The organism is Pseudomonas sp. LBUM1679, from assembly GCF_059695565.1.
Window position 1 is genome coordinate 258850 of record NZ_CP166774.1, and the last position, 26503, is coordinate 285352.

The window sequence follows — 26503 nt, forward strand, 5'->3', positions numbered from 1 at the left end:
CCGACATAGATGTCCACCCCGATGCCCCAACGCACCGACTATCTCCACTTCCAACCCATCACCACGCGCTGGCATGACAACGATGCCTATGGCCACATCAACAACGTCACCTACTACAGTTTCTTCGACACGGCGGTGAATACCTATCTGATCGAAGTCGGCGGCCTGGATATCCATGACGGTGAAGTCGTGGGTTTTGTCGTGAGTTCGGCTTGCGATTACTTTGCCTCCATCGCCTTTCCTGACCGGATCGAGGTCGGTTTGCGCGTGGGCAAGCTGGGCAACAGTTCGGTTCAGTATGAGCTGGCGGTGTTCAAGGCCGGGGAGGCGGAGGCGTGTGCGGCGGGGCGTTTTGTTCATGTGTTCGTGGATCGGGCATCGAATCTGCCGGTGGCGATCCCTGCCGCGTTGCGCGGGTCGCTGGAGCAGTTGGTGGTTTGACGGGCAAAAAAATCGCAGCCCTCGGGCTGCGATTTTTTATCTGCCTGTCTGAAGCCATGCAGGCCTCAGTGACGGCGGTACTTCTTGTGATGATGCTTGCGATGGCCGTAGTGGTTACCACGATCATGGTTGTCGCCACGGTAGCGACGATCACCACGGCTGCGACGATCATCATCGTCGTCATCGCTCTTGTTGCCCATGTAGTTACCCAGCGCGCCACCGGCGCCGCCACCTGCTGCGGAGCCGATCAGGCTGCCGGTGGTGCCGCCCATGCTGCGGCCGACCACGTTACCGCCTGCTGCGCCCAACGCACCGCCAATGGCGGCTTCGCCACGGCTGCGTTTGTCTGCGCCAACTGCGCTACCACCCGCGCCGCCCAGGGCCGCGCCAATGGTGGAACCTGTACTGCCGCCTAACGACTGACCGACGACCGAGCCCAGAACCCCGCCCAATGCGCCGCCCACACCTGCTTCGGTGGTGCCGCCGGCAGAAGCGAAGCCACTGACCAGGCCAAGGGACAACAAGAGAATCGAGGAGAACTTCATAGAGAAACCTCAAGGGGATGACGGCGCGATCCTGAGGCTGTGTCATGGTTGTTACAATCGAAATCCGACGAGTAACACGACTTCAACACAATTCTATAAGTTACTGTTTTTTAGGCGGAACTTAACTGATTTTCGCCGGTCTTTAGTTACTTCGGAATGGCCGTTTTTGTGAAAATACGGCCTTTTTTGTGGGCGATTGGAAAGTAATTGATCCGGAAGATCCAGTGAATGTTCGACCGCTTTCGCGAGCAAGCTCGCTCCCACATTTCGATCGCGTTCCTTCTGGATGAACTCGGTCAACTGTGGGAGCGAGCTTGCTCGCGAATAGGCCGGCTCAGACGCCGCGTTAAGCCGACCTGGCCATGATGAGCCCAGTCTCACTCGCCGCTTCCAACCGGATTGCCACAAACTTCGACGTCGGCGTATGGCTGCCATCCCCGACGCTTTCCAGCGGTACCAGCGGATTGACTTCCGGATAATAAGCCGCTGCTTGCCCGGCAGGGATATCAAACGCCAGCAGTGTAAAGCCTTTCACCCGGCGCTCGCGGCCATCATCCCAGATCGAAACAATGTCCGCCTTCTGCCCTGGTTTGAACCCCAGGCGGATGATGTCGGCCTCGTTCACAAACAAGACGTCCCGTTGACCTTTCACTCCGCGATAACGGTCGTTGAGGCCATAAATGGTGGTGTTGTACTGATCGTGGGAACGCATTGACTGCATGATCAGGTCCGGCAACACCCCAGTGGCTCGAGTGCGTTCGTGCACCAGATCCCTGGGCAGGATGTTCGGGCGGAAATTCGCCCGCCCGGATGGCGTATTCCAGCGACGGGCAGCGGCGCTGTTGCCCAGGTAGAAACCGCCTGGAGTGCGGATCTTCTCGTTGAAATCGCGAAAGCCTGGAATGGTGTCGGCGATCAGGTCGCGGATACGGCTGTAATCGGCCACGAGCCAGTGCCAGTCCACCGGTTTGCTGCCCAGGGTCGCGGCTGCGATACCGGCGATGATCGCCGGCTCCGAGCGCATCTGGTTCGACAGCGGCTGCAACTGACCGTTTGAAGAGTGGACCATGCTGAACGAGTCTTCCACGGTCACCGCTTGCGGGCCTTCGGTCTGGATGTCGATGTCGGTGCGGCCCAGGCACGGCAGGATCAGCGCGTCTTTACCATGAGCCAGATGGCTACGATTGAGCTTGGTGCTGATCTGCACGGTCAGGTCGCAATTGGACAGAGCCTGGAAGGTGCGGGTGCTGTCCGGGGTGGCTTGGGCGAAGTTGCCGCCCAGGCCGATGAACACTTTCGCACGGCCATCGGCCATGGCGTGGATCGCCTCGACCACGTTGTGGCCGTTTTCCCGCGGCACCTTGAACTGGAAGCGACGCTCCAGCGAGTCGAGGAACGCCACCGGCGGGCATTCATTGATGCCCATGGTCCGGTCGCCCTGCACGTTACTGTGGCCGCGCACCGGGCACAGTCCGGCGCCCGGCCGGCCGATGTTGCCGCGCAGCAGCATCAGGTTGGCAATTTCCTGGATGGTCGCCACCGAATGGCGATGCTGGGTGATGCCCATGGCCCAGCACATGATCACGTTCTTGCCCTTGGCATACATGCGAGCGACTTGCTCGATCTCCACCAGTGTCAGGCCGGACTGCTCGACGACTTGCGCCCAGGATGTGTCGTCGATGACACCGAGGTATTCCAGCACGTTGACGCTGTGTTCATTGAGGAAGTCGTGATCAAACACTGCGGGTTCGCCAGCCTTCTGGGCGTCGCGCTCCCATTGCAGCAGGAATTTGGCCATGCCACGCAGGATCGCCATGTCGCCGCCCAGCGCCGGGCGGAAGTAGGCGGTGTTGGTCGGCTTGTCGCCGTTGGTGAGCATTTCGATCGGGTGCTGCGGGTGCTGGAAGCGCTCCAGTCCCCGCTCTTTCAACGGGTTGATGCAGACCACTTGAGCGCCGCGTTTCACGGCTTCGCGCAAAGGTTCGAGCATCCGCGGGTGGTTGGTGCCCGGGTTCTGGCCCCATACAAAAATCGCATCGGCGTGTTCGAAGTCGTTGAAGGTCACGGTGCCTTTGCCGACGCCGACACTTTGCGCCAACGCCACACCGCTGGCCTCGTGGCACATGTTCGAGCAGTCGGGAAAATTGTTGGTGCCGTAGGCGCGCACGAACAGCTGATACAAATACGCCGCTTCGTTGCTGGCTCGGCCCGAGGTGTAGAACTCGGCCTGATCCGGGCTCGACAGCCCTTGCAAGTGTTTACCGATCAGCGCGAACGCCGCTTCCCAACTGATCGGCTTGTAGCGATCGGTCTCGGCGTCGTAGCTCATCGGCTCGGTCAGACGGCCCTGATATTCCAGCCAATAGTCGCTCTGTTCCAGCAACGAACTGACGCTGTGCTTCGCGAAGAACGCACCATCGACCCGCCGTTTGGTCGCTTCCCAGTTCACCGCTTTGGCGCCGTTCTCGCAGAACATCACCAGGCCCTTTTCCGGAGAATCGCCCCACGCGCAACCGGGGCAGTCGAAGCCGCCGTTCTGGTTGGTCTTGAGCATGATGCGCAGGTTTTTCAGCGCGTTGTCGCTGGTCAACCAGGCCTGGGCCACGCTGATCAGTGCGCCCCAGCCACCGGCCGGGCCTTTGTAGGGCTTATAGCGGGGGACGGGTTTCTGGTCGGCTTGACGATGTTGACTCACGCTTGATTCTCCAATGCCGGGCTGTAGACCCGCGGCGCATTTTTCTGGGGCAGATGGATGAGATTGAGGTTGTGGCGGCGGGCCCATTGCACGGCAAGGCCCGTGGGCGACGACAGGCTGACCAGGGTCTGGATACCCGCGCGCAATACTTTCTGGATCAATTCAAGGCTGCAACGGCTGGTGACAATAGCCAGGCCGCCTTCAGTCGGGATCTTCTGGCGGATCAGCCCGCCGATCAGCTTGTCGAGGGCGTTGTGCCGGCCGATGTCTTCGCGGCCCAGCAGCAATTCACCCTTGGCGTCCATGAACACCGCCGCATGCACCGCGCCGCTGTACTGGCCGAGGGGCTGGAACGCGCCGATGCGCTGGCGCAGACCGTCGAGCCACTCCGCAGGCGGCAGGGGGGCGCCGGGCAATACTTTGAGGTCAGGCAACGCCTGTTCGACCGCTTCTACACCACAGAGCCCGCAACCGCTGGTGCCCGCCAGTTGCCGACGTTGCTGCTTGAGGTTCCAGAAGGCGCGGTTGGCGATGGTCACTTGCGCGTATTGCGCCGAGCCCGAGCCGCTGAGTTGCATGTCGTAGATGTCGCAGACGTCTTCGATGATGCCGCTGCCGAGGCTGAAGCCGACGATGAAATCCTCGAGATCCGTCGGCGTCACCAGCATCACTGCCTGGCTGATGCCGTTGTAGGCAATCGCCAGCGCGACTTCCTCGGCCAGCGCGGTGCTGTCCGATTCGGCGCTTTGCGTTTCGGTTTGGCGAAGGTTGCTGTAGCTGTAGGTCTGGCTGGCAGCGGGCGCGGGCGTTTCGAGGGCAGGCGCCGCGCAGACAGGACGCTTGGCGTTCATGGCATCACCGACGGTTTGATCAGCTTCAAGCCTATGCGCGTCAACGTGTCGCGTCTAATCGCTATTACTGATCTACCGATAGATGCCGTCGATCAAGAACCTGTCGGCGATTTCTGGTAGATCGCGAAACACGCTTCGGCCAATGCCGAACGTGGCGCGCTGCGACGCATGATCAACCCCAATTTGCCCAGGGTCTGTGCGTTTTCAATCGGCTGCAGGCGCAAATGATCCGTGAGGTTTTCCAGACCGCCCTCCAACGGCATTACGGCGCAACACAGCCCCCCGTGCACGGCTTGTATCAGTTGATGCACGGCGTCGGTCTGTAACAAGGGCTGCGGGGTCAGGCCGCGGCTGTGAAAGTTGTGGTCGATGGACTGGCGAAAATGCATGCCGCTGGTGAGCATGCCCAGCGGCAATTCGATCAACGATTCCCAGCTCAACGCTGCTTCGCCGAAGGTGTAGAAGCGTTGATCGTAGAGCAGGCCCATGCGGGTTTCGCTGAACGCCAGGGAATCGAAGCGCTCACCGTCCAGGCGTTCCAGGTATGAGACGCCGATGTCCAGGCGATTGTTCGCCAGTTGTTCGAGGATCTGTTCGGAACTCAGGGACGAAAGTTCGAAGCGCAGGTTCGGGTGATCGGCGTGCAGCCGTTGCATCAGTGGCAGCGGATCGAAGCTCGACAGCGGCACGACGCCCAGGCGCAGGGTGCCGACCAGGTTGCCGCGACAGGCGGCGGCTTCGGCCTGCAAACCATCGCAGGCGGCCAGTACGGTGCGTGCCCAGGCCAGCACTCGCTCGCCTGGTGCCGTGAAGCCTTCGAAGCGCTGGCCACGGTTGACCAATGGCAATTCGAGTTCTTCTTCGAGGCTGCGCAGGCGCATGGACAGGGTCGGCTGGGTGATGTGGCAGCGCGCGGCGGCCTGGCCGAAATGTCGGGTTTCGTCGAGGGCGATGAGGAATTTCAGCTGCTTGATGTCCATCTTCGCTCCAGAGCGCGGTGAAGCCCCCGATTCTAGCAAGCGGCGTCATTGGTCGGGTGGCAATCGCGGACTGCCGGCGTGGTCTAATCTTTTGCCTCTGGACCCCACTCCCAAGGAGAGAACACGATGAGCCTTTTCAGCTTTTTGAAAGATGCCGGTGAAAAAATCCTCGATGCGCTGACGCCGGACAAGGCCGAGGCCAACAGCGAGAAGTTGACCCAGCATGTGAAGGATGCACTGACGGGAATCGACACGTCTAAAATTCAGGTGAAAGTCGAGGGCGAGAAAATCATTGCCACCGGCGAGGCCGCCAGTCAGGAAGAGAAGGAAAAAATTCTTCTGGCACTGGGTAATGTGGCCGGTATCAGCGGTGTGGATGACCAGATCACGGTGACGGGACCTGTGGCCACACCGGCGAAGTTTGTCACGGTCGAGAAAGGCGACACGCTCAGTGCCATTTCCAAGCGTGTGTATGGCGATCCAAACAAATATCAAAAGATCTTCGAGGCCAACAAGCCGATGCTCAAGGATCCGAACAAGATTTATCCGGGGCAGTCGTTGCGGATTCCCGATTAAGGCTCAAGTCCGTGTGATGGCCTTCGCGGGCAAGCCACGCTCCCACAGGATCTGTGTCGTTCACGAAGGATGCGAACGACACAGATCCTGTGGGAGCGGGCTTGCCCGCGATACAGGCGACTCGGTCTAAAGCCCTGCGATGAGCTCCCGATAATCCCCCACCGCCGCAAACTCCGCCGTGTCCTTGGGCCCCTTACGACTGTCCGGCTCACTCACCGCCAACAAATGCGCCACGCCAAAATCCCGTGCACTGCGCAGGATCGGCAAGGTGTCGTCGATAAACAGGCTGCGCGCCGGATCAAAACCGATGTCCGCCTGCAAGGCATCCCAGAACTGCGGGTTTTCCTTGGCGAAACCGTAATCGTGAGAACTGATCAAACGCTCGAAGTACGGCGCCAGTTCGATTCTTTCCAGCTTCAGTGACAGTGAGTCGCGGTGGGCGTTGGTGATCAGCACCACGCGCTTGCCGGCCTGTTTGATCGCTGCCAGGAACGTGTCCGCATCCGGGCGCAGGGCGATCAGGTGAGCGGTTTCCAGTTTCAGCTCGCGCACCGACAGCTTCAGCTCGGCGCTCCAGAAATCCAGGCAATACCACTGCAACTGCCCGGCATTACGCTCGAACAGAGGCTGCAATTCCATCTCGGCCATGGCCCGGCTTACGCCATGCAACTCGGCATAACGCTGGGGCAGGTGCTCCATCCAGAAATGGTTGTCGAAGTGCAGGTCCAGCAGCGTACCGTCCATGTCCAGCAGAACGGTGTCGATGTCGTGCCAGGGCAGCAGGGACATAAAAAACTTCTCCAGCGGTAAAAAAGATATCCGGGGTAAACAATCAGGATAGGCCGGGTATAGTAACCCGCTATCACCCAGGAGCCGCTCATGCGCCAGAAACCCACCATCCTTGCCCGCGAGATCGTCGCCACCAGTCGTTTATTCTGCGTCGAAGCGTTGCAGTTGCGCTTTTCCAACGGTGTGGAGCGCACGTATGAGCGACTGGTCGGCAAGGGCGCCGGGTATGGCGCGGTGATGATCGTAGCGATGCTGGATGCGGACCACGCGATACTGGTCGAAGAGTACTGCGGTGGCACCGATGAATATGAGTTGTCCCTGCCCAAGGGCTTGATCGAGCCGGGCGAGGACGTGCTGGCGGCGGCCGAGCGTGAGCTCAAGGAAGAGGCCGGGTATGGCGCGCGGCAACTGGAACATCTGACCGAATTGTCGTTGTCACCCGGTTACATGAGCCAGAAAATTCAGGTGGTGCTGGCCACCGATCTGTACGAAGAACGTCTTGAAGGTGACGAGCCTGAGCCAATGGGCGTGGACAAGATCAACCTGCGTGAATTGTCGGCGTTGGCGCAGAACCCGCGGTTCACTGAGGGTCGTGCCTTGGCGTCGCTGTATCTGGTCCGTGATCTGCTGACTCAGCGCGGGGTATTTCTGCCATGAACTTCCCTCATCCGTTGATGGCGCCGGTGGTCGAGCTGGCATTGAAGGCGGGGGAATCGATCCTGCCGTTCTGGCGCATCGGCACCGCCGTGACCGCCAAGGCTGACGACTCTCCGGTCACTGCCGCAGACCTGGCCGCCCACCATGCGATTCTGGCCGGGCTGACCGCGCTGGACCCGACTATCCCGGTGTTGTCTGAAGAGGACGCCAACATCCCGCTGAGCGTCCGCGCTGGCTGGCAGCGCTGGTGGCTGGTGGACCCGCTGGACGGGACCAAGGAATTCATCGCCGGCAGCGAAGAGTTTACCGTCAACATCGCGTTGATCGAGCAGGGACGGGTGGTGTTTGGCGTGGTGTCGATGCCGACCAACGGCCGCTTTTATGTCGGTGGCGCGGGGCTGGGCGCCTGGCGGGGCGACCAGGGTAGCGAGCCGTCGCCGATTCAGGTGCGTGAGGTTCCAGCGATGGGCGAAGCGTTCACGGTCGTGGCCAGTCGTCGGCATTCGAGTCCGGAGCAGGAGCGGTTGCTGGCCGGCTTGAGCGACAGCCTGGGTGAGCTGCACTTGGCCAATATCGGCAGTTCGCTGAAGTTTTGTTTGTTGGCGGAAGGGGCCGCGGATTGCTATCCGCGCCTGGCGCCGACTTCGCAGTGGGACACGGCCGCGGCTCAGGGTGTGTTGGAAGGGGCTGGGGGCGAGGTACTGGACTTGAGCGGTCAGCCGTTCTGCTATCCGACGCGGGAGTCGTTGTTGAATGAATATTTCCTGGCGCTGCCGGCCAAGGCTGCGTGGCGGGAGAAGCTGTTGGCGTTGGCTCGGGCCTGAAGATCAAAAGATCGCAGCCTGCGGCAGCTCCTACAAGGATCGTTGTGAATCCGGATATCCGGTCGCTACGAAACCCTGTAGGAGCTGCCGAAGGCTGCGATCTTTTGCTTTACCGGTGCAGCACGTACTGCCCGGTAAACTTCACCGCGTCCTCCTCACTCCCCGCATTCACAATCCGTGAATGCAACGTCAACCGCGCCCGACCATAGCGTTCATACATCGTCAAAAACTTGTTCCAGACCGCCGCACTCGGCGCCTGGCAAATCGCCGTGGCATCGCCGGTCACCGGCAACGGATAGCTGATGTGCCCTTCCTGGATCACGATATGCCCGTCCTCGACGCCGGCTTCACGCAAACGTAAATGCAGCCAGCCCCAACCGGCCAGCACCGCGCCGCAATACAGGCTGCCGCCGAACATGGTGCTCTTGTGGTTGACGTTGGCTTCCAGCGGCAAGTGCAGGCGCAGTTGCTGGTCGTGCCAGTCGAGTACTGTGAGACCCATGTCCCGCGTCAGGGGAATGTCGTGGTGAAGGATCGATTCCAGGTGACGGCTGTCGCGGTTCATTAACGGGCCTCAGGCATGACGATGATGGTTTGACGATAGTTCAGTCGAGCTCGTCGTTGGTGGTGTGGGCTGCACTGTCGGCGAAGTTCAGCCCATGCTTGCGCAGTTTGTCGTGCAGGGTTTTACGCGGAATGCCCAAGGCTTCGGCGAGGCTGCGCACGGAACTGTGAGAGCGCGCCAGTTCCGCGGCAATCAGGCTCTTTTCAAAGTTTTCGACTTGCTCGCTGAGGCCGCCGCTGACCATCTCTACCGTACTGCCAGCCGCCGCGTCAGGCGCGCTGTTGTCCAGCGCCAGTTCCAGGCCCAGGGCAAAGCGTTCGGCAGCGTTCTGCAGTTCACGCACATTGCCTGGCCAGGTGTGGCGCAGCAGCAGGGCGCGTTGCCCCGGTTGCAGTTCATGGGGGGGTAAACCATGGCGGGCGCTGGCTTCGTCGGCGAAATGCTGGAACAGCATCAGCGCATCTTCGCCGCGCTCACGCAGGGGCGGAATGCGCAGCGGCGCGACGTTCAGGCGGTAATACAAGTCGGCACGGAAGCGCCCCTGATCGGCGGACTGGCGCAGGTCTTCCTTGGTCGCGGCGATGATGCGGATGTCCAGCGGGATCAACTGGTTGCCGCCCAGGCGCTCGACCACGCGCTCCTGCAGCAAGCGCAGCAACTTTACCTGCACGTCCAGGCTCATGCTTTCAATTTCATCGAGGAACAAGGTGCCGCCGTTGGCGAATTCGAACTTGCCGATGCGACGCTTCTGCGCGCCGGTAAAGGCGCCAGGCTCGTGGCCGAACAGCTCGCTTTCAACCACCGATTCGGCCAGGGCCCCGGCGTTGATCGCCACGAACGGACCGTTACGCCGGCTCGACAGGTCATGCAGCGCCCTGGCCACCACTTCTTTGCCGGCACCGGTTTCGCCGAGGATCAGCACGTCGGCCCTGGTCGCTGCCAATGCCCCGATCTGTTCGCGCAGGCGCAGCATCGGCGCCGATTGCCCGACCAGTCGTGCGCTCAGCGCATTACGATCACTCAGGGCCAGACGCAGGCTACGGTTGTCCAGCACCAATCGGCGCAGGGCCAGCGCGCGGCGTACGCTGTCGAGCAGCGCGTCACTGGCGAAGGGTTTTTCCAGAAAATCATAAGCCCCGGCGCGCATGGCCTGCACCGCCAGCGGCACATCGCCGTGACCGGTGATCAGCAGCACCGGCAGCTCCGGGTCCTGGGCGTGAAGTTCGGTCAGCAGTTCGATCCCGTCCATGCCGGGCATCCGGATGTCACTGACGACCACGCCGGGCCAGTCGCGCTCCAGTTGCCCGGCCAGGCCCTTGGCTTCGGCGAGCGGCAAGATCTTCAGCCCGGCCAGATCCAGGGTCTGGCTCAGGGCCTGGCGCAAGTGGGGATCGTCGTCGATCAACACCACCTGGATGCGGTTGTCGATGGTCATGCACTTCGGTCCTCGGACGGTTGCAGGCTCACGCCCGGTGCGCCTGGGCGCAACTTCAGGGTAATCAGGGCGCCGCCTTCCTTGTGGTTGGAGAACGACAGTTCACCGCCAAAGGCGCGCATCAGGGTTTCGCAGATCGCCAGCCCCAACCCAAGGCCCTGAGTCCGGGTCTTGGTGGTGTAGAACGGCTCGCTGGCGCGACCCAGTGCCTCCAGGCAGAACCCGGGGCCATTGTCGCGAATGTACAGCGTGACGCCGTCAACGGTGGATTGGGCACTCAACCAGAGTTTACGCGGCGGGCCTTTTTCCGTCAGGGCATCGAGGGCATTGGCCAATAGATTGCCCAGCACCTGGCGCAGACGGGTTTCCCCGGCCTCGACCCACAGGGTGGCGGCCGGCAAATCGCGGATCAGTTCGACTTCCATGCTGCGTCGGCGCTTGGCCAGCAGTGCCAGGGCATCGTCCAGCGCCGGTTGCAGGGCGACACTTTCCGGGGCGTGGCGATCACGCCGGGCGAAGGCGCGCAGGTGAGCAATGATCGAGGCCATGCGCCCGGTCAGTTCGCTGATCAACTTGAGGTTGCCGCGGGCATCGTCGGTGCGCTGATGATCCAACAGTACTTCGGCGTTCTCCGCGTAACTGCGGATGGCGGCGAGCGGTTGATTGAGTTCGTGGCTGATGCTCGCCGACATCGTGCCCAGCGCCGACAACTTGCCGGCCTGCACCAGATCGTCCTGGGCGCGAACCAGTTCCTGTTGGGCCTGTTCGCGTTCGAGCACTTCCTCTTTCAATCGCCGGTTGAGGCCTTCCAGGTCGCTGGTCCGCTCGGCGACCCGACCTTCCAGTTCGCGCCGGGCCTTGGCTTCGAAAGCGATCCGTTCCAGGTAGTGGCGCCGGCGCTGCATCATCAGGCCGAGCAACAGCATCAACACCAACAGTGTCGCGCCAGCGATGGCGACCACAGTGCGCACCGGGCGATCGATCAGGGTTCGGGGGGCGAGGATGCTGACGTTCCAACCGATTTCGTCAATCTGTTGGGTCTGAGTCAGCCAGGCGTCGGGGTTGAGATTCAACGGTTTTGGATCGCGGGTCGGGTAGGGCTGAATCGCAATGATGGCCTTGCGCTCTTCTTCACTCAATGGACGGGTCGAACGGAATCGCCACTCAGGCCGTGAAGTGAGAATGACTACGCCGTTATGGTCCGTCAGCAGCAGTTGTTCCGGGGTTTTGCCCCAGAGGCTTTCGGTATGGTCCAGGTCAACCTTGACCACCAGCACGCCGCGAATGTTCTCGCGATCGCGCACTGCGGCGGCGAAGAAGTAACCGCGTTTGGCCGACGTGGTGCCCAACCCGAAAAAGCGTCCGAGCCGTCCTTCCATGGCTTCGCTGAAATAGGGCCGGAAGGAAAAATTTCGTCCGACGAAACTGTCGTGTTTATCCCAGTTGGATGCGGCCAGGGTCTTGCCTGTGGCGTCCATCAGGTACATGACTTCGGCGCCGGTCTGGGCGCTGATGTTTTTCAATAAACGGTTGGCGTTGCCCTGGGTGACGCTATCGTCCGGTGCGCCAAGGACGGCTCGCAGGGCCGGCAGCTCACCGAGGATCTGCGGCAGTACTTCATAGCGGTGCAGGGTGCCCAGCAGGTTGGCGACGTAGAGATCGAGGGTCTGACGGTTCTGTCCGGCCAGTTCGCTGCGGTAATAGCGCTCGGCCAGATGCTCCAGCGGCCACAACAATGGCGCCAGGCACAGTGCGAGCAGGGCCAGGCTGCGCCAGCGGGGTCTGCGAGGAAGGGTCGAAGTCATGAGCATCCAGCGCCTGTGGGTACAGGCGCATTATGCCTAGGCTTGCGGGCGCAGTCTGCGCGCCGTGGGGGTTGCGTATCGTCTCCGGCAGTGGCGATATAAGCGCCTAATAACATTTCAGGGGTCGTTGTATGCCGCTCGCCACGTTGATTCATCGCGCCAGTCTGCCCGCTCCGCAAGTGTCTATGGCGCAAGCTCTGCAGCTGCTCGAAGGGCATTATGGGCTGAGCGGCAGGTTGCAGGCCCTCGGCAGTCAGCAGGACCTCAACTATCGTGTTGACAGTGATCAAGGGCAATTCGTCCTGAAAATCTGCCGTGGCGATTATTCAGCGCTGGAGCTGCAAGCCCAGCATGCAGGGCTCAGGCATTTGGCTGAACATCCCGAGGTGCAGGTGCCACGGGTGATTCCGGCGAACAATGGTGCAGACCTGCTGACCCTGGAAGTCGGCGGCCAAGCGGTGCATGTGCGCCTGCTCGATTACATCGAAGGCCGGTCGCTCACGCACCTGGATCACCTGCCCGGTTCAGTGGTGGCCGGGTTCGGTCGACTGTGTGGCGAAATGGATCTGGCACTGGCCGGTTTCGATCATCCGGGCCTCGAACGCACGCTGCAATGGGATGCCCGCCATGCCAGCGCGTTAATCGCCCATTTGCTGCCTGTCATCAAGGACGATCGGCAACGCGCGCTGATCGCCGGTGTGGCCGAACGTGCGGAGCGCCATTTACAGCCGCTTGTGGATAAGTTGCCGATGCAGGCCATCCACATGGACATCACCGACGACAATGTGGTCTGGCAGCGCGATTCGCAGCGCCAATGGCAATTGCAGGGGGTGATCGATTTCGGCGACCTGGTTCGCACCTGGCGCATCACCGATCTGTCGGTGACGTGCGCGGCGTTGTTGCATCACGCCGGCGGTGATCCTTTCTACATCTTGCCGGCAGTCCAGGCCTATCACGCGCTCAATCCGTTGCAGCCTGCCGAATTGCTGGCGCTCTGGCCGCTGATCGTCGCGCGGGCGGCGGTGCTGGTGCTCAGCGGCGAGCAACAGGTCAGTATCGATCCGGGTAACGCATACAGTCGCGACAACCTGACCCATGAGTGGGAAATTTTCCGTGTTGCCACCTCGGTGCCGTTGGCGTTGATGGAGGCGGCAATTCTTGCCGCGGTCGGTCAGGGCCTGGCGACTATCGACAGCGAAGGTTTTGCCCCGCTGCTGCCGGGGCTGGTGGGACGAGAGTTTGCCTTGATCGATTTGGGCGTGCTCAGCCCGCATTTCGACGCGGGTAACTGGGAGCAGGCAGGCATCGACCAGCGTCTATTGGCCGAAGCAGCTGCGACTCACGGTCTGGCGGCCAGCCGTTATGGGCAATACCGGCTGTCCCGTACCCGGCCGGACAGCGCCATTGAACCGGACACTTTCCCGTTGCACGTCGAGTTGCGAGTGCCCCATGGCACGGCTGTGGAATCGCCGTTTGCCGGTGTGGTGCATCAGCCGGCGCCTAACGTGTTGCAACTGGACGGCCCGCAATTGAGCGTGCGGTTATGGGGCGTGACGCCGTCGCTGCTCACCGGCGCGGCGCTGGTCAAAGGCCAGGTGCTGGGTTCGGTCAGCGGGCCGTTGGTGGTGCAGTTGTGCCGAGGTACATCGTTCGATGCGCCGCTGTTTTGCACGCCATCTCGCGCCGCTGCCTGGCAAGCGTTGTGCCCCTCGCCCGCGGCGTTGCTCGGGCTGGCCTGCGATGCACAAGAGGAGCTTGATTCGGCGACATTGCTGGCGCGCCGCGACGCCAGTTTCGCCCGCACGCAAAAACACTATTACCTCGACCCGCCGCGCATCGAACGCGGCTGGCGCAATCACCTGATCGACATGCAGGGTCGGTCTTACCTCGACATGCTCAACAACGTCGCGGTGCTTGGCCATGGTCATCCGCGCATGGCCGCGGTCGCCAGCCGCCAGTGGTCGCTGCTCAACACCAACTCGCGGTTCAACTACGCGGCGATCGCCGAGTTCTCCGAGCGCCTGCTGAAGTTGTCGCCGGACTCCATGGACCGCGTATTCCTGGTCAACAGCGGCAGCGAGGCCAATGACCTGGCGATTCGCCTGGCGTGGGCCTACAGCGGCGGGCGCGATATGCTCAGCGTACTGGAGGCCTATCACGGCTGGACAGTGGGCGCGGACGCAGTCTCGACCTCGATCGCCGACAACCCCAAGGCGTTGAGCAGCCGCCCGGACTGGGTACATCCGGTGACCGCGCCGAACACCTATCGCGGCGAATTCCGCGGCGCCGGCAGCGCACCGGACTACGTGCGCAGTGTCGAACACAACCTGGCAAAAATTGCCGGGCAGCAACGTCAACTCGCCGGTTTCATCTGCGAACCGGTGTACGGCAACGCCGGCGGCATCTCGCTGCCGCCGGGCTATTTGAAACAGGTCTACGCGCTGGTTCGCGCCCAGGGCGGCGTGTGCATCGCCGACGAAGTGCAGGTCGGTTACGGGCGCATGGGCAACTTCTTCTGGGGCTTTGAAGAGCAGGGCGTGGTGCCGGACATCATCACCATGGCCAAGGGCATGGGTAATGGCCAGCCGCTGGGCGCAGTCATCACCCGCAAGGAAATCGCCGAAGCGCTGGAGGCCGAGGGGTACTTCTTCTCGTCAGCTGGCGGCAGCCCGGTCAGTTGCCAGATCGGCATGGCGGTGCTGGATGTGATGGAGGAAGAAAAGCTCTGGGAAAACGCGCAGGTCGTGGGCGGGTATTTCAAGCAGCGTCTTGAGGCGCTGATCGATCTTCACCCGCTGGTGGGCGCGGTGCATGGTTCCGGCTTTTATCTGGGCGTCGAGCTGATTCGCAACCGTGAAACCCTGGAACCGGCGACGCAAGAAACCACAGCGCTGTGTGATCGGCTCCGTGAGCTGGGCATTTTCATGCAGCCGACCGGCGATTACCTGAACATCCTCAAGATCAAACCGCCGATGGTCACCTCACGCCAGAGTGTGGATTTCTTTGTCGACATGTTGGCGAAGGTGCTCGCCGAAGGTCTGTAGGTATTGCCGCTCAACCCCTGTAGGAGCTGCCGAAGGCTGCGATCTTTTGATCTTGCTGTTAAAAGCGAAGATCAAGAGATCGCAGCCTTCGGCAGCTCCTACATTGGGCTGTGTAATTTCGATTATTATCGGTTTTCTGCGCAAAAAATAAGACGGATGGAAGGATGATTGCTTTTAAAGCCGATATTTATCGGATATAAAGTCGTCGTCGCCCACGGTGTGGCCTCACCACACCCGGTGCGTCCCGTTTCTGTCATCGGTCGATGCCACACTCGACCCTCAAGCACTTGCTCAGGAGCCGATTCATGAGCCGTATCGTTACCGTCGCCGCTACCCAGATGGCTTGTTCCTGGGACCTTGAAGCCAACATCGAGACCGCCGAGAAGCTGGTCCGTGAGGCCGCGGCCAAAGGCGCGCAGATCATTTTGATCCAGGAGCTGTTCGAGGCTCCCTACTTCTGCCAGAAGCCGAACCCGGATTACCTGCAGCTGGCGACGACCGTGGAAGACAACGTCGCTATCAAGCATTTCCAGAAAGTCGCCAAGGAACTGCAGGTGGTGCTGCCGATCAGCTTCTATGAATTGGCTGGCCGCGCTCGTTTCAACAGCATCGCGATCATCGATGCCGACGGCAGCAACCTCGGGATTTATCGTAAAAGCCACATCCCGGACGGCCCTGGCTATCACGAAAAGTATTACTTCAACCCGGGTGATACCGGCTTCAAAGTCTGGAACACCCGTTACGCGAAAATCGGTGTGGGCATCTGCTGGGACCAGTGGTTCCCTGAGTGCGCGCGCAGCATGGCGCTGCAAGGCGCAGAAATCCTGTTCTATCCGACCGCCATCGGCAGCGAGCCACATGACAAGACCATTTCGTCCCGTGACCACTGGCAGCGTGTGCAACAAGGCCATGCCGGCGCCAACCTGATGCCGCTGATCGCCAGCAACCGCATCGGCAACGAAGAACAGGACGGCTACGACATCACGTTCTACGGCTCGTCGTTCATCGCCAACCAGTTCGGCGAGAAGGTTCAGGAACTCGACAAGACCGAAGAAGGCGTGCTGGTCCAGAGTTTCGACCTTGATGAGCTGGAGCACATCCGCAGCGCGTGGGGTACGTTCCGTGATCGTCGCCCGAACCTGTATGGCACACTGAAGACCCTCGACGGTTCCCTGGAGTCCTGATCGCTATGACCACTTTGAACAGCACCCCTCGCACTGACGGCTTTTACATGCCGGCCGAATGGGCGCCACACACCCAGACCTGGATGATCTGGCCCGAGCGCCCGGACAACTGGCGCCTGGGTGGCAAACCGGCGCAAGCCGCGCACGTGGCGGTTGCAAGAGCCATCGCCCGTTTCGAGCCGGTGACCGTGGCGGTATCCGCCGGTCAATACGAAAACGCTCGCGCCCGTCTCGACGTGCCGAATATTCGTGTCGTCGAAATGTCCAGTGATGACGCCTGGGTCCGCGACACCGGCCCGACGTTCGTGATCAATAACAGTGGCGAAGTCCGTGGTGTGAATTGGGACTTCAACGCGTGGGGCGGTTTCGATGGAGGCCTGTATTCGCCGTGGAACCGTGATTCGCAGGTGGGCGGCAAGATCCTCGAGATCGAACGTAGCCAGCGCTACCGCACCGAGGGCTTCGTGCTCGAAGGCGGCTCGATTCACGTCGATGGCGAAGGCACGCTGATCACCACTGAAGAATGCCTGCTTAACCGCAATCGCAATCCGCACATGAACCGGGCAGAAATAGAAGCGGTGCTCAGCGCGAATCTGGCTGTGGATAAAATCATCTGGCTGCCGGACGGGTTATTCAACGACGAAACCGATGGCCATGTGGATAACTTCTGCTGCTACGTGCGCCCGGGTGAAGTGCTGTTGGCCTGGACCGATGATCCGCAAGACCCGAACTACCCGCGCTGCCAGGCCGCAATGAAAGTGTTGCAAGGCAGCACCGACGCCAAGGGTCGCCCCTTCACGGTGCACAAGATGCCGATTCCGGGGCCGTTGTATGCGACCGAAGAGGAGTGCGCAGGTGTCGACCCGGTGGACGGCACTCAGGAGCGTAATCCGACGGTTCGTCTGGCCGGTTCCTACGTGAACTTCCTGATCGTCAACGGTGGCCTCATCGCGCCGAGTTTCGACGATCCATTGGACGGTCCGGCAAAAGAGATTCTGCAGGCGCTGTTCCCGCAGCACGAAGTGGTGATGGTACCGGGGCGCGAACTGTTACTGGGTGGCGGCAATATCCACTGCCTTACCCAACAACAGCCTGCGCCACACCAGGAATGAGTGCAGTTGTAACAGCTTGAGTTACAAGCAAAATCGACCAGGCAAGGTTTTCTCCTCAGAGCCTTGCAAGAGCCCGCAGCCCATCAGGATTGCGGGCTTTTTTGTCTCCGTCCGTCGACGATTCCGTTTCCTTGGCACAGCTCTTGTATCTGTCCTGGTGGTGAAGCAGGGAGGGGAGAACTGTGGTGTTCTGTCATAAACCCTGGATAAGTTAGCCGCTCACGAACCTGGAGAGAGCGTGGAAATGAACGCCGAAGTGAATGAAGTGAGCGAGCGGGCGTTGCATCCCCTGGTAGTAAACAGCGAATCGCTCCAGATCCTGCCGCACTGGTTGAAGTCCGATGGAACGCATCCGATCAAAGACACTTATCCGCGCCGGACGATGATCGAGCGCTATCCCGCCGGTTTATTCAGCGAAGCGGAGCTGCAAGCCTTGTGGGATGTGATGGAAGGATGCCAAATGAAATATTCTCAAACAGATAATTCGTAAGCCTTTATGCAGCTCATTGGCCCATTTTCGCTGCAGGTAAAATGGTTTGAGTTGAGCTGCGTGCGAACACAGATAAATCTTTTCTTAGACGATTTCGACCTATTCACAGACGATTCATGAAATTGACACACAGTTAACGGCGCGGCTACGATTCGCCCAACGCCTGTGGCTAACCGCCATGACTCATAAAATTACAATAAGGCCCGCCACGACTTCCTCGTGGGCGGGCCTTATTGTTTTAAGGTGAAAAAAGAGCGCAAAAGCGCCGTTTCAGCCGTTGGACACAGCGCGTATCAACCCGTAATAAGGAAAAGAACAAAATGTTGAACAAGCGAATCAGCCTGATCGCTCTGGGGATGTTGAGTGCCACACAGGCCATGGCTAACGACCAGGCCGAATCCAAGGGTTTTGTTGAAGACAGCAGCCTCAAAGTGCTGCTGCGCAATGCCTATATCAATCGCGACTACAAGGACGGCAACCCGGACAAAGCCGAGTGGGGCCAAGCGGCCATCGGCACCTTCTCGTCCGGTTTCACCCAAGGCACCGTCGGTGTGGGTGTAGATGCCTTCGGTCTGTACGCATTGCGGCTGGATGGCGGCAAAGGTCGCACCGGCGCACAAGGTATCGACTTCTTTAAAAAGGGCGACAGCGGCAGCGCGGCAGATGACCTGTCCAAGGGCGGCGCAGCGGTCAAATTCCGTCTCTCCAGCACCACGCTGACCTACGGCGACCAGATGCCGGTGTTGCCGGTGCTGAGTTACGACAACTCGCGCCTTCTGCCGGAAAGCTACACCGGCACCCTGATCACCTCCAAGGAGATCAAAGGCCTGGAGCTGAACGCCGGTCGCTTCACCGCCGAATCGCGCAAAAGCGCGGAAGGCCGTGACAGCGGTGGCTTGAAATCGATCAACGTGTTGGGCGGTAGCTACCAGTTCACTGAGCAGTTCAAGGCTGCGCTGTACGCCTCCGACGTCGAAGACGTGCTGAAGAAGCAATACGTGAACGCCAACTACGCGATCCCGATCGACAAGGATCAGTCCCTGACCCTGGACTTCAACGGCTACCGCACCAAGCTGGACGATTCCTACGTTCGCGAAAGCGGTGCCACCGGGGATGACAACAAGATCTGGAGCCTGGCCGCCACCTTCGCCACCGGTCCGCACTCGTTCACCCTCGCGCATCAGCGCAGCACGGGCGACAGCAACCTGGGCTACGCCTATGGCGGCTACCAGAAGGATCAAGGTCGTGTCGGCGACGGCGGCAACACCATCTACCTGGCGAACTCCTACTGGTCCGACTTCAACGCCGAAGACGAACGCAGCTGGCAGCTGGGCTACGGCCTCGACTTCACCACGTTTGGTGTTCCAGGCCTGACCTACAACGTCGCCTATGTGCGTGGCGACAACATCACCACGTCCACCAGCGAAGGCGGCACCGAGCGCGAAATTTTCAACCAGTTCAAGTACGTCGTGCAAAGCGGCGCGGCCAAAGACCTGAGCGTGAGACTGCGCAGCTCGGTCCTGCGCGTGTCGCAGAAATCCAGCGAATATAACGTCAGCGGCAACGAAGTACGGGTGTTCGTGGATTACCCGATCAACGTTTTCTGATGATCGGTTGCGGTATGCAGGCCTGATGCAAGGCTGAGGAAGAAAAAGCCCCGACTGGTTCGGGGCTTTTTTGTAGGTGCGATTCAGAGCTCGGCGCAGTCAGAAATTTCCTCCATTGAATCGGGACGGTTCGGAGCGCGAAAGGGATCAGGCTGATATTTAATGTGTGCTTGAACGATTGAAAATGCTGGACCAGAAATCCAACTGATGGTGGTTATTACTATGGTTGTATTGTTGAAATCCACATATGTGTGTTGTCGAATTGATAAGGATTTGAAGGCGTGTGCAGCTGAAGTCTTGAACGCCAGCGGTCTGAGTATCAGTGACGCCATGCATCTTTTTCTTCGTCAGGTCGTAGCAACTCAGGGGCTTCCGTTCGAACCGCGACAACCATCGGAGAAGACGGCCAGTGCCATGATGGAAGCACGAGATATTCGCCAGCGATTTTGCTCGAAAAAGGACGAGATTTCTGATGAGTGCGGATAGCGCTGTATCACTGTGCAAACCGTGATCGTCGATTAGATCACCGAACTCTGTAGGAGCCAGGCTTGCCGGCGAAGACATCCTCAGGATCGCTATCACGGGCAAGCCTGGCTCGCCTACCAAAAGCGATCACAGAGCTCATGTCGTCAAAATCCCGTTTCGGTAACACGTGTCGCCAACATGTCGTCCGCGGCGACATGTTTCCAGGACGTGTCGCAAAAAGTGGAAAATTGCGACACGTTAAGGCCTCATGTCTACACTGGCGACATGAGTGAAGCCTCTCTCTGCTCAAAAAACATACAAAATGATCAGGAACGCATCCATGACCGAACCGCTGCTGCCGTGGCAGGCCGACAGGCCCTACAACCAACTGCCGCTGCTACCGCCAGCAATCGAGCTGGAAACACGTGCAGTCCTCAAAAAATGCATTGAGGCACGCACCGCGCTGGCCGAGTTGAAACAGGCCGCAGAGCTGATTCCGAATCAAACGGTCCTGATCAATACCATTCCCCTGCTGGAAGCGAAAGACAGCTCGGAAATAGAAAGTATCGTCACTACCACGGACTTACTGTTCCAGCATGCCCAAGACACTGAAAACCATGCGGACCCGGCGACCAAGGAAGCGTTGCGTTATCGAACAGCGCTGAACCAAGGCTTTCTATCCTTGGCCCAAAGACCGTTGTCCACCAACACCGCAGTAGAAATCTGTCGCACCCTGAAAGGCGTGAAACTGGATATCCGCCGCACGCCAGGCACTCAGCTCGCGAATGACCGCACCGGTGAAGTCATCTACACCCCGCCCGAAGGGGAGGAACACGTGCGCGACCTTCTCGCCAACTGGGAGCGTTTTCTGCACAACGAAATCGAGCTCGATCCGCTGGTTCGCATGGCTGTCGGGCATTATCAGTTTGAGGCGATCCATCCCTTTATCGACGGGAACGGTCGTACCGGCCGGGTCCTCAACACCCTTTTTTTGATCCAGGAAGGCCTCCTGAACTTGCCTATCCTCTACCTCAGCCGCTACATCATTGCCTACCGTGCCGATTACTACCGGCTCTTGCTGGAAGTCACGACCAAACAAGCCTGGGAACCTTGGCTGTTGTTCATGCTGAGTGCCGTAGAAGAGACCGCTCGCTGGACCACGGCCAAGATTGCGGCCATCCGTGCATTGTCCGAACACACCATGCAGTTTGTACGTGAGCAACTGCCGAAAACCTATACACGCGAACTGGTGGATGTGATTTTCGAGCAGCCTTACTGCCGTATCAGCAATGTGGTCGAGAAGAAAATTGCTCAGCGCCAGGCTGCGTCACGGTATCTGAAAGAGCTGGTGGGGATTGGCGTATTGGAAGAGGTTCAGGTGGGCAAGGAGAAGCTATTTATTCATCCGAAGCTGATGCAATTACTCATTCGCGACAGCAACGAATTCAGGCGTTACGTTGGTTGAGAGGTGGTTTGTTGAAACTCAGAAAGCCCCGATCAATTCGGGGCTTTTTCATACATGCGATTCGCTTATGACGCGAGATTACTGCCTCGGTTGTTACACGGTGCGTCGAGCACCTTCACCACATCATCGATGATCGCCTTACTCATATCCTGCAAATAATGAGACGCCCAGGCATGCCGGTCGGTGTCGCGAACCATGGCGGCGTCTGATGCCAGAAGCTTGGCGATGTGGAGCAGATCGGAGGCGTGAGAGAGGGCTTGGATCACCGGGACACCGGCGTTGATGCGGAACAGCGGTTCGTTAGCGTGGAAGGAGAAGTGGGTGAGGCCGATGGTTTTCAGGTCTTGGGGGTTGGTCATTGTGCACCTCCGCTGTTTGGGCGGTTGTGGACGTGAGCCTGCGTAGCAGTAGCGAGAATTTGCAGTGGGTTGCAGATATTCATAAGGAGAACTCCGATTGGTTCCTGCATCGATTCGAGTTCTCAGGCCCGGTCGCTGAATTGGCAGCGACGGACTGAAAGTAGCTTGAGGGAAACGGATGCGCAATCGTGGCTAGGTGGTGGCGTGGGTTAGAGACCTTAGTGATTTTTATGGCTGGGCAATAATTTGCATAATATAAAGGCCTGCTGATGGCCGACGACTTGCTGAAGGAGATATCAGGAATGGACGTTGAACTGGATCAGTTTCAAAAGGATTTACTGGAATCTGTACGCGACATGAATCAGAGGCAAGACATTCCTATCGCTGAGGTTAGGTTGTTCATGCAGGAGCGCTTCGATTCACACATGTCGTGGTCAGCGACACGTTTTCAAAACGTGTCGCTGACACTGAAAAAATGCGACACGTAACAAGACGGACTACACCAAAAGAGGCTGAGTCCTACTGCAGAAAAAGCCAGCGATAACTACCAAGCAGCCCCCATCAATCGTCTACTGAGACGTTCGGAGGGCATCGGCTGTTCCAGGTAGGAATCCATCTTTTGAAGAAATTTGCTTTTGTAAGTGAGGCTGCAACACGGGAGTACAGGGACTTACCTGGCTGGGTGCAGGATGACTTCGGGAAAGACTTGATGCGTTTGCAGTACAGCGCGAATCCAGAGCTGGCAATAAAGCAGCTGAGTTCTGTGGGGGCAGGCGCTATTGAGTTGATCATCAATGGCAGCCCGGCCTACCGATGCATCTACATTGCGAAGTATGCGGACACGATATTTGTCCTTCATTCGTTCGTGAAAACGACGAACAGAACCGATCGTCACGCGATGGCGGTTGCGGAAGACCGGTTGAAGGAGCTGAAGAGAGAGCTTCGAAAAATGGGGCACAACGTCTAACAGGTGTGAGCTTGTGAAATGACGATCCGAGGCAAGGCACCGGCGTCGTTGGACGCCAATGTAAAGGTGGTGCGGAAGCCGAGTTTATCAAGCATGTCCATCATTGCATCGATCGTAAATTTCTCGATCTTGCCAGTGGTGAGCTCTGAGATGCGCGATTGGGTCACGTTCAACCGGGCTGCGGCTTCACTCTGTTTGAGGCCCAGTTTTTTTATGCAGTCAGTGATGAAGATTGATAGCTCCATTTTCAAAGCCATTTTGCTGGCGACTTCCTCGTCATGTGTGACATGGAAGGGGCTGTCGAAGAATTGAATTGTCATGGACGATGACCCTCTCGGGGGGATATCTAAAATTTAAGATAAATGAAGGTTAGCTGATTGATCATTTGATGCAAACGTTTTTCTGTCTGCACGACAAACTCATTACACTGCGTAACTAATGATGTTCCCCTCCCCATCTTTATCCCCCGCAGCCAACCTCATACATTGAGCTCCAACACCTACCCATCACCTCGATGAGCAGGTCACTGGAGATTCCTCATGCCTTTCGTAAGCGTACGCATCACCCGCGATGGCGTTACCTCTGAGCAGAAAGCTCAGGTGATCGCCGAAATCACTGAAACACTGGAGCGTGTCCTCAAGAAGGACCCGCACCTGACCCACATCGTGATCGAAGAAGTCGACACCGATAACTGGGGCTATGCCGGTATCACCACCACCCAGTACCGAAAACAATTGGCTGAAGAGGAGGGGAAGTCGTGACGCCGTCGGTCTCCATCGATTTCATCTCCGACGTGGTGTGCCCGTGGTGCGCCTTGGGTGCGACGGCGCTGGAACAAGCGATCGGGAACGTGGCGGGTGAAGTCTCGGTCGAGCTGACCTACAAGCCGTTCGAGTTGAACCCGGACATGCCGGCGGAAGGCGAGAAGGCGGTAGAGCACTTGATGCGCAAATACGGGCGCACCGCCGAGGACGTCGCAGCCGGTAAAGCGATGCAGATCGCTCGCGGTGAGGCCATCGGCTTCCAGTTCGATCTGGAGAAACGCAGCCACTTCTACAACACCTTCGATGCGCACCGTCTGCTGACGTGGGCGTTGCAGGAAGGGCGGCAGATCGAACTGAAGAAGATCCTGCTGCGCGCCTACTTCACTGACGGCCGGAACCCGAGCGATCACCAGACGCTGGTGAACCTGGCGGAGGAAGCGGGGTTGGATACGGACAGTGCACGTGAAGTGCTGGCATCCGGAGCGTTTAGCAACGAAGTGCGTGAGCTTGAAGCGTTTTACCGGCAACACGGCATCAATTCGGTACCGGCCATGGTCCTCAACGGTCGTCACCTGGTGTCCGGTTCGCAGTCGGTCGAGTACTACGAACAGATGTTGAGACAAATGGCGAAGATCCCCGCCGAAGCCTGATTACTTGTTTTTCAAACCATCATTTATGAGTAGAGGTTCATCATGAGCAATTCAAAAAAAGTCATCGTTATCACTGGCGCCTCTCAAGGTCTCGGCGCAGGCATGGTCAAGGCCTTCCGTGATCTGGATTACAAAGTCGTCGCCACATCGCGTTCGATCAAACCGTCCACCGACCCGGACATCCTCACCGTGGCAGGCGACATCGGCAACCCGGAGGTCGCCCAGCAAGTGATCCGTGAAACGATCGAACGTTTCGGCCGTATCGACACCCTGGTCAACAACGCCGGGATCTTCGTCGCCAAACCATTCACCGCATACACCGCTGAAGACTACGCCAATGTGCTCTCGGTGAACCTGAATGGCTTCTTCTACATCACCCAGCTCGCGATTACCGAAATGGAGAAACAAGGTAGCGGCCACGTCGTCAACATCACCACCAGCCTGGTGGACCATGCCATCGACGGTGTGCCGTCGGTACTGGCTTCGCTGACCAAGGGAGGCCTGAACGCGGCGACCAAATCCTTGGCCATCGAGTACGCCAAGCGCGGGATTCGGGTGAATGCGGTTTCCCCTGGCATCATCAAGACCCCGATGCATGGCGAGGAAACGCACGAAGCGCTGGGGAATTTGCACCCGGTTGGGCATATGGGGGAGATCAGCGACATTTCTCAGGCGGTTGTGTATCTGGACAGCGCCAATTTTGTCACTGGTGAAATCTTACATGTCGATGGTGGGCAGAGCGCGGGTCACTAATCTGACTTTTTCCAAACGGCATAAACAACAAAGCCCTCGTATTTTCATGAGGGCTTCGTTTGTAGGGTGCCGAATCACTACGCCCCTGCATTGTCTCTGAGCCTACCCGCCAAGTTTGATAACTCCAGGTACTTAGTGGTACGCCAAAAAAATCTAAATCCATCCTGTTGTTTCTACGACGTTTAAGAATTCATTGCTGAAGTCGTCCTGCTGCTTGCTCTGGTATGGCCGCCAGCGAACTAAACTGGTTGTATCTCTGGAGCAGATGTCTCTATAGAGGCAGGAGGTGTCAAATGGCGATTCAAGATACCTATCGGGAAATTGAACAGACCCTAGGTCAGGTACCAGAGTGGATTAAGCAGATGCCGGAAGGCGGAGCGAGCGGATTCTGGGGCGTGGCCCGGGACTTCTGGCTGGCGGATACCAAGATTCCTAATAAATACAAGGAGTTGATAGGTCTGGCGGTGTCCGGGGCGACCCGTTGTAAGTACTGCGCCCTGTTCCATACCGAAGCCGCGCGCTTGTTTGGCGCGAGCGACGAGGAAATTTCCGAAGCCGGCTTTATGGGGGCGTTGACCATGATGGGCAGCACCTTTATTAACGCCCAGCAGATCGACTACGAGCAGTTCCGGCAGGAAACGCTGAGTATCACCCGGTATGTCAAAGATCACTCGCAATCCAAAGCCGCTTAAGCCATTGCGGGAACCAGCCCTTCGCCAGCTGACGAAGGATAGTTTGATTGCAATCACCAGCGATGGTCCGAGGACCACCGCTCGGTGGCAAGCGGCTGTGCTGAGAGCCATCGGCGAACTAATGCAATACAGCGATACCGCCCGCGAAGAAAACCAAGACCTGCGCATTCCCTTCGCCAAAGCACTCCATGACCTCTATGCGGGGCAGAAGTCCGACGCCGAGTTGACGGAAATGGTGTTGCTGATGCTGGAAGTGGAAACCGCCCCCTTTCTCGGCGAAGGGCCACAGGCAGGAGCGGTATCTGCACCCCATCTGCGCCGCAGGATCAACCCCGGAAAGGATCCAGACTCCTGCTAGCTCTCGCTGGTGACGGCCGGTTGTGAAATTGTAACGGGGGGCAACCTGGACAAACAGAGGATTTGGGATCGGGCATATCTGGGCAGGATGGAGGGTGGCGCAGCCTGCAATCTTTTCAGGGGGCAATCGGATTCGCGGTTTGGAAGATCTGAAGATCAAAAGATCGCAGCCTTCGGCAGCTCCTACAGGGGGTATGTGCAACCGTAGGGTTTCTGGATTCCAGAAACAACAAAGGCCCGCATTTCTGCGAGCCTTTGTTTTGTATGGTGCCGGCACCAGGAGTCGAACCCGGGACCTACTGATTACAAGTCAGTTGCTCTACCAACTGAGCTATACCGGCGTGTTGGGCGACGATTATAGCGATTGGATTGGTTCTGTAAACCCCTGAATTCAGACTATTTTTGCGCGGGCGTCAGGCCAGTCCGGCGGA

The 26503-nt window shown here is 58.9% G+C and carries 28 protein-coding genes and 1 tRNA gene; 18 read left to right on the top strand and 11 right to left on the bottom strand.

Annotated elements, in window-relative coordinates:
* Window positions 1-9: 9 nt before the first annotated feature.
* Window positions 10-441 (top strand): acyl-CoA thioesterase, encoded by a 432-nt coding sequence (locus ACA062_RS01195; protein ID WP_497454874.1) that lies wholly within the window; start codon window positions 10-12, stop codon window positions 439-441.
* Window positions 442-506: 65 nt separating this feature from the next.
* Here the strand turns inward: ACA062_RS01195 and ACA062_RS01200 are convergent, their stop codons facing one another.
* The 4 genes from ACA062_RS01200 to ACA062_RS01215 all read right to left on the bottom strand — a co-directional run bounded on the left by ACA062_RS01200 (window position 507) and on the right by ACA062_RS01215 (window position 5512).
* Entirely contained in the window at window positions 507-986 is a 480-nt protein-coding gene (locus ACA062_RS01200; RefSeq protein ID WP_128873828.1) for a glycine zipper domain-containing protein, read from the bottom strand.
* A gap of 346 nt (window positions 987-1332) precedes the next feature.
* Complete coding sequence (locus tag ACA062_RS01205; protein WP_497454875.1) at window positions 1333-3681, bottom strand: FdhF/YdeP family oxidoreductase; 2349 nt, start codon at window positions 3679-3681, stop codon at window positions 1333-1335.
* Window positions 3678-4532 carry a formate dehydrogenase accessory sulfurtransferase FdhD gene (gene fdhD / locus ACA062_RS01210; protein ID WP_497454876.1) on the bottom strand — a complete coding sequence of 285 codons (855 nt, stop codon included), beginning with the start codon at window positions 4530-4532 and terminating at the stop codon, window positions 3678-3680. The genes ACA062_RS01205 and fdhD overlap by 4 nt, the downstream gene beginning before the upstream one ends.
* A 92-nt stretch (window positions 4533-4624) precedes the next feature.
* Window positions 4625-5512, bottom strand: coding sequence for a LysR family transcriptional regulator (locus ACA062_RS01215; protein WP_497454877.1), 888 nt, complete (start codon window positions 5510-5512; stop codon window positions 4625-4627).
* A 126-nt stretch (window positions 5513-5638) separates the two neighbouring features.
* Here ACA062_RS01215 and lysM point away from each other — a divergent pair, with 126 nt between their 5' ends.
* Window positions 5639-6088: a peptidoglycan-binding protein LysM gene (lysM, locus tag ACA062_RS01220; RefSeq protein ID WP_497454878.1), complete on the top strand. Its 450-nt coding sequence runs from the start codon at window positions 5639-5641 to the stop codon at window positions 6086-6088.
* 126 nt (window positions 6089-6214) lie between these two features.
* On the opposite strand, the gene yrfG is transcribed toward lysM, so the two are convergent.
* Window positions 6215-6877 (bottom strand): GMP/IMP nucleotidase, encoded by a 663-nt coding sequence (gene yrfG, locus ACA062_RS01225; protein WP_497454879.1) that lies wholly within the window; start codon window positions 6875-6877, stop codon window positions 6215-6217.
* 90 nt (window positions 6878-6967) lie between these two features.
* Here yrfG and nudE point away from each other — a divergent pair, with 90 nt between their 5' ends.
* Window positions 6968-7534, top strand: coding sequence for an ADP compounds hydrolase NudE (nudE, locus tag ACA062_RS01230; protein WP_497454880.1), 567 nt, complete (start codon window positions 6968-6970; stop codon window positions 7532-7534).
* A complete protein-coding gene (gene cysQ, locus ACA062_RS01235; protein WP_497454881.1) occupies window positions 7531-8358 on the top strand; it encodes a 3'(2'),5'-bisphosphate nucleotidase CysQ in 828 nt (275 codons plus the stop codon). The genes nudE and cysQ overlap by 4 nt, the downstream gene beginning before the upstream one ends.
* A gap of 109 nt (window positions 8359-8467) precedes the next feature.
* Here the strand turns inward: cysQ and ACA062_RS01240 are convergent, their stop codons facing one another.
* Genes ACA062_RS01240 through ACA062_RS01250 form a run of 3 tightly spaced genes read right to left on the bottom strand, consistent with a single transcriptional unit; the run spans window position 8468 to window position 12163 of the window.
* The gene (locus ACA062_RS01240) at window positions 8468-8923 is read right to left on the bottom strand and encodes a thioesterase domain-containing protein (RefSeq protein WP_497454882.1); all 456 of its coding nucleotides are present in this window, start codon (window positions 8921-8923) and stop codon (window positions 8468-8470) included.
* A 40-nt stretch (window positions 8924-8963) separates the two neighbouring features.
* Window positions 8964-10358, bottom strand: coding sequence for a sigma-54-dependent transcriptional regulator (locus ACA062_RS01245; protein ID WP_497454883.1), 1395 nt, complete (start codon window positions 10356-10358; stop codon window positions 8964-8966).
* Window positions 10355-12163, bottom strand: a complete 1809-nt coding sequence (locus tag ACA062_RS01250; protein WP_497454884.1) for a sensor histidine kinase — start codon at window positions 12161-12163, stop codon at window positions 10355-10357. The genes ACA062_RS01245 and ACA062_RS01250 overlap by 4 nt, the downstream gene beginning before the upstream one ends.
* Before the next feature lie 131 nt (window positions 12164-12294).
* Between ACA062_RS01250 and ACA062_RS01255 the strand changes: the two genes are divergently transcribed.
* The 7 genes from ACA062_RS01255 to fic all read left to right on the top strand — a co-directional run bounded on the left by ACA062_RS01255 (window position 12295) and on the right by fic (window position 21530).
* Window positions 12295-15207 carry an aminotransferase gene (locus tag ACA062_RS01255; protein ID WP_497454885.1) on the top strand — a complete coding sequence of 971 codons (2913 nt, stop codon included), beginning with the start codon at window positions 12295-12297 and terminating at the stop codon, window positions 15205-15207.
* Window positions 15208-15512: 305 nt separating this feature from the next.
* Window positions 15513-16391, top strand: coding sequence for an N-carbamoylputrescine amidase (aguB, locus tag ACA062_RS01260; RefSeq protein ID WP_497454886.1), 879 nt, complete (start codon window positions 15513-15515; stop codon window positions 16389-16391).
* A 5-nt stretch (window positions 16392-16396) separates the two neighbouring features.
* Window positions 16397-17503, top strand: coding sequence for an agmatine deiminase (aguA, locus tag ACA062_RS01265; protein WP_497454887.1), 1107 nt, complete (start codon window positions 16397-16399; stop codon window positions 17501-17503).
* Window positions 17504-17747: 244 nt separating this feature from the next.
* Complete coding sequence (locus ACA062_RS01270) at window positions 17748-17993, top strand: hypothetical protein (RefSeq protein WP_497454888.1); 246 nt, start codon at window positions 17748-17750, stop codon at window positions 17991-17993.
* Window positions 17994-18313: 320 nt separating this feature from the next.
* Window positions 18314-19600: an OprD family porin gene (locus ACA062_RS01275; protein WP_497454889.1), complete on the top strand. Its 1287-nt coding sequence runs from the start codon at window positions 18314-18316 to the stop codon at window positions 19598-19600.
* Between the two features lie 222 nt (window positions 19601-19822).
* On the top strand, window positions 19823-20086 hold the full coding sequence (locus tag ACA062_RS01280; protein WP_497457342.1) for a type II toxin-antitoxin system RelB/DinJ family antitoxin: 264 nt from the start codon (window positions 19823-19825) through the stop codon (window positions 20084-20086).
* A gap of 319 nt (window positions 20087-20405) precedes the next feature.
* The gene (gene fic, locus ACA062_RS01285; protein WP_497454890.1) at window positions 20406-21530 is read left to right on the top strand and encodes a protein adenylyltransferase Fic; all 1125 of its coding nucleotides are present in this window, start codon (window positions 20406-20408) and stop codon (window positions 21528-21530) included.
* A 65-nt stretch (window positions 21531-21595) separates the two neighbouring features.
* On the opposite strand, the gene ACA062_RS01290 is transcribed toward fic, so the two are convergent.
* On the bottom strand, window positions 21596-21889 hold the full coding sequence (locus ACA062_RS01290; protein WP_497454891.1) for a DUF3077 domain-containing protein: 294 nt from the start codon (window positions 21887-21889) through the stop codon (window positions 21596-21598).
* Window positions 21890-22191: 302 nt separating this feature from the next.
* Between ACA062_RS01290 and ACA062_RS01295 the strand changes: the two genes are divergently transcribed.
* Together ACA062_RS01295 and ACA062_RS01300 are read left to right on the top strand one after the other, a co-directional pair.
* A complete protein-coding gene (locus tag ACA062_RS01295) occupies window positions 22192-22377 on the top strand; it encodes a hypothetical protein (protein WP_497454892.1) in 186 nt (61 codons plus the stop codon).
* A 131-nt stretch (window positions 22378-22508) separates the two neighbouring features.
* Window positions 22509-22856 carry a type II toxin-antitoxin system RelE/ParE family toxin gene (locus tag ACA062_RS01300; protein ID WP_497454893.1) on the top strand — a complete coding sequence of 116 codons (348 nt, stop codon included), beginning with the start codon at window positions 22509-22511 and terminating at the stop codon, window positions 22854-22856.
* Here ACA062_RS01300 and ACA062_RS01305 read toward each other — a convergent pair.
* The gene (locus ACA062_RS01305) at window positions 22853-23176 is read right to left on the bottom strand and encodes a helix-turn-helix domain-containing protein (protein ID WP_497454894.1); all 324 of its coding nucleotides are present in this window, start codon (window positions 23174-23176) and stop codon (window positions 22853-22855) included. The two genes, ACA062_RS01300 and ACA062_RS01305, sit on opposite strands and share 4 nt — an antisense overlap.
* 219 nt (window positions 23177-23395) lie before the next feature.
* On the opposite strand from ACA062_RS01305, the gene ACA062_RS01310 reads away from it, so the two are divergent.
* The 5 genes from ACA062_RS01310 (at window position 23396) to ACA062_RS01330 (ending at window position 26073) form a co-directional block, all read left to right on the top strand.
* Window positions 23396-23617: a tautomerase family protein gene (locus ACA062_RS01310; RefSeq protein WP_138963756.1), complete on the top strand. Its 222-nt coding sequence runs from the start codon at window positions 23396-23398 to the stop codon at window positions 23615-23617.
* Window positions 23614-24270: a DsbA family oxidoreductase gene (locus ACA062_RS01315; RefSeq protein ID WP_497454895.1), complete on the top strand. Its 657-nt coding sequence runs from the start codon at window positions 23614-23616 to the stop codon at window positions 24268-24270. The genes ACA062_RS01310 and ACA062_RS01315 overlap by 4 nt, the downstream gene beginning before the upstream one ends.
* Window positions 24271-24312: 42 nt before the next feature.
* Complete coding sequence (locus ACA062_RS01320) at window positions 24313-25023, top strand: SDR family NAD(P)-dependent oxidoreductase (RefSeq protein ID WP_497439547.1); 711 nt, start codon at window positions 24313-24315, stop codon at window positions 25021-25023.
* Between the two features lie 293 nt (window positions 25024-25316).
* On the top strand, window positions 25317-25715 hold the full coding sequence (locus ACA062_RS01325; RefSeq protein ID WP_497454896.1) for a carboxymuconolactone decarboxylase family protein: 399 nt from the start codon (window positions 25317-25319) through the stop codon (window positions 25713-25715).
* 43 nt (window positions 25716-25758) lie between these two features.
* The gene (locus ACA062_RS01330; RefSeq protein WP_497454897.1) at window positions 25759-26073 is read left to right on the top strand and encodes a hypothetical protein; all 315 of its coding nucleotides are present in this window, start codon (window positions 25759-25761) and stop codon (window positions 26071-26073) included.
* A 264-nt stretch (window positions 26074-26337) separates the two neighbouring features.
* Here the strand turns inward: ACA062_RS01330 and ACA062_RS01335 are convergent.
* Window positions 26338-26413 (bottom strand) — tRNA-Thr (locus ACA062_RS01335).
* Window positions 26414-26503: the final 90 nt, after the last annotated feature.

What these genes read in the sequence shown, in the direction of transcription:
- ACA062_RS01195 (WP_497454874.1), top strand. Translation starts at nt 10, where the DNA reads ATGTCCACCCCGATGCCCCAACGCACCGACTATCTCCACTTCCAACCC.
- ACA062_RS01200 (WP_128873828.1), bottom strand. Translation starts at nt 986, where the DNA reads ATGAAGTTCTCCTCGATTCTCTTGTTGTCCCTTGGCCTGGTCAGTGGC.
- fdhD (WP_497454876.1), bottom strand. Translation starts at nt 4,532, where the DNA reads ATGAACGCCAAGCGTCCTGTCTGCGCGGCGCCTGCCCTCGAAACGCCC.
- ACA062_RS01215 (WP_497454877.1), bottom strand. Translation starts at nt 5,512, where the DNA reads ATGGACATCAAGCAGCTGAAATTCCTCATCGCCCTCGACGAAACCCGA.
- lysM (WP_497454878.1), top strand. Translation starts at nt 5,639, where the DNA reads ATGAGCCTTTTCAGCTTTTTGAAAGATGCCGGTGAAAAAATCCTCGAT.
- yrfG (WP_497454879.1), bottom strand. Translation starts at nt 6,877, where the DNA reads ATGTCCCTGCTGCCCTGGCACGACATCGACACCGTTCTGCTGGACATG.
- nudE (WP_497454880.1), top strand. Translation starts at nt 6,968, where the DNA reads ATGCGCCAGAAACCCACCATCCTTGCCCGCGAGATCGTCGCCACCAGT.
- cysQ (WP_497454881.1), top strand. Translation starts at nt 7,531, where the DNA reads ATGAACTTCCCTCATCCGTTGATGGCGCCGGTGGTCGAGCTGGCATTG.
- ACA062_RS01240 (WP_497454882.1), bottom strand. Translation starts at nt 8,923, where the DNA reads ATGAACCGCGACAGCCGTCACCTGGAATCGATCCTTCACCACGACATT.
- ACA062_RS01245 (WP_497454883.1), bottom strand. Translation starts at nt 10,358, where the DNA reads ATGACCATCGACAACCGCATCCAGGTGGTGTTGATCGACGACGATCCC.
- ACA062_RS01250 (WP_497454884.1), bottom strand. Translation starts at nt 12,163, where the DNA reads ATGACTTCGACCCTTCCTCGCAGACCCCGCTGGCGCAGCCTGGCCCTG.
- ACA062_RS01255 (WP_497454885.1), top strand. Translation starts at nt 12,295, where the DNA reads ATGCCGCTCGCCACGTTGATTCATCGCGCCAGTCTGCCCGCTCCGCAA.
- aguB (WP_497454886.1), top strand. Translation starts at nt 15,513, where the DNA reads ATGAGCCGTATCGTTACCGTCGCCGCTACCCAGATGGCTTGTTCCTGG.
- aguA (WP_497454887.1), top strand. Translation starts at nt 16,397, where the DNA reads ATGACCACTTTGAACAGCACCCCTCGCACTGACGGCTTTTACATGCCG.
- ACA062_RS01270 (WP_497454888.1), top strand. Translation starts at nt 17,748, where the DNA reads ATGAACGCCGAAGTGAATGAAGTGAGCGAGCGGGCGTTGCATCCCCTG.
- ACA062_RS01275 (WP_497454889.1), top strand. Translation starts at nt 18,314, where the DNA reads ATGTTGAACAAGCGAATCAGCCTGATCGCTCTGGGGATGTTGAGTGCC.
- ACA062_RS01280 (WP_497457342.1), top strand. Translation starts at nt 19,823, where the DNA reads ATGGTTGTATTGTTGAAATCCACATATGTGTGTTGTCGAATTGATAAG.
- fic (WP_497454890.1), top strand. Translation starts at nt 20,406, where the DNA reads ATGACCGAACCGCTGCTGCCGTGGCAGGCCGACAGGCCCTACAACCAA.
- ACA062_RS01290 (WP_497454891.1), bottom strand. Translation starts at nt 21,889, where the DNA reads ATGACCAACCCCCAAGACCTGAAAACCATCGGCCTCACCCACTTCTCC.
- ACA062_RS01295 (WP_497454892.1), top strand. Translation starts at nt 22,192, where the DNA reads ATGGACGTTGAACTGGATCAGTTTCAAAAGGATTTACTGGAATCTGTA.
- ACA062_RS01305 (WP_497454894.1), bottom strand. Translation starts at nt 23,176, where the DNA reads ATGACAATTCAATTCTTCGACAGCCCCTTCCATGTCACACATGACGAG.
- ACA062_RS01310 (WP_138963756.1), top strand. Translation starts at nt 23,396, where the DNA reads ATGCCTTTCGTAAGCGTACGCATCACCCGCGATGGCGTTACCTCTGAG.
- ACA062_RS01320 (WP_497439547.1), top strand. Translation starts at nt 24,313, where the DNA reads ATGAGCAATTCAAAAAAAGTCATCGTTATCACTGGCGCCTCTCAAGGT.
- ACA062_RS01325 (WP_497454896.1), top strand. Translation starts at nt 25,317, where the DNA reads ATGGCGATTCAAGATACCTATCGGGAAATTGAACAGACCCTAGGTCAG.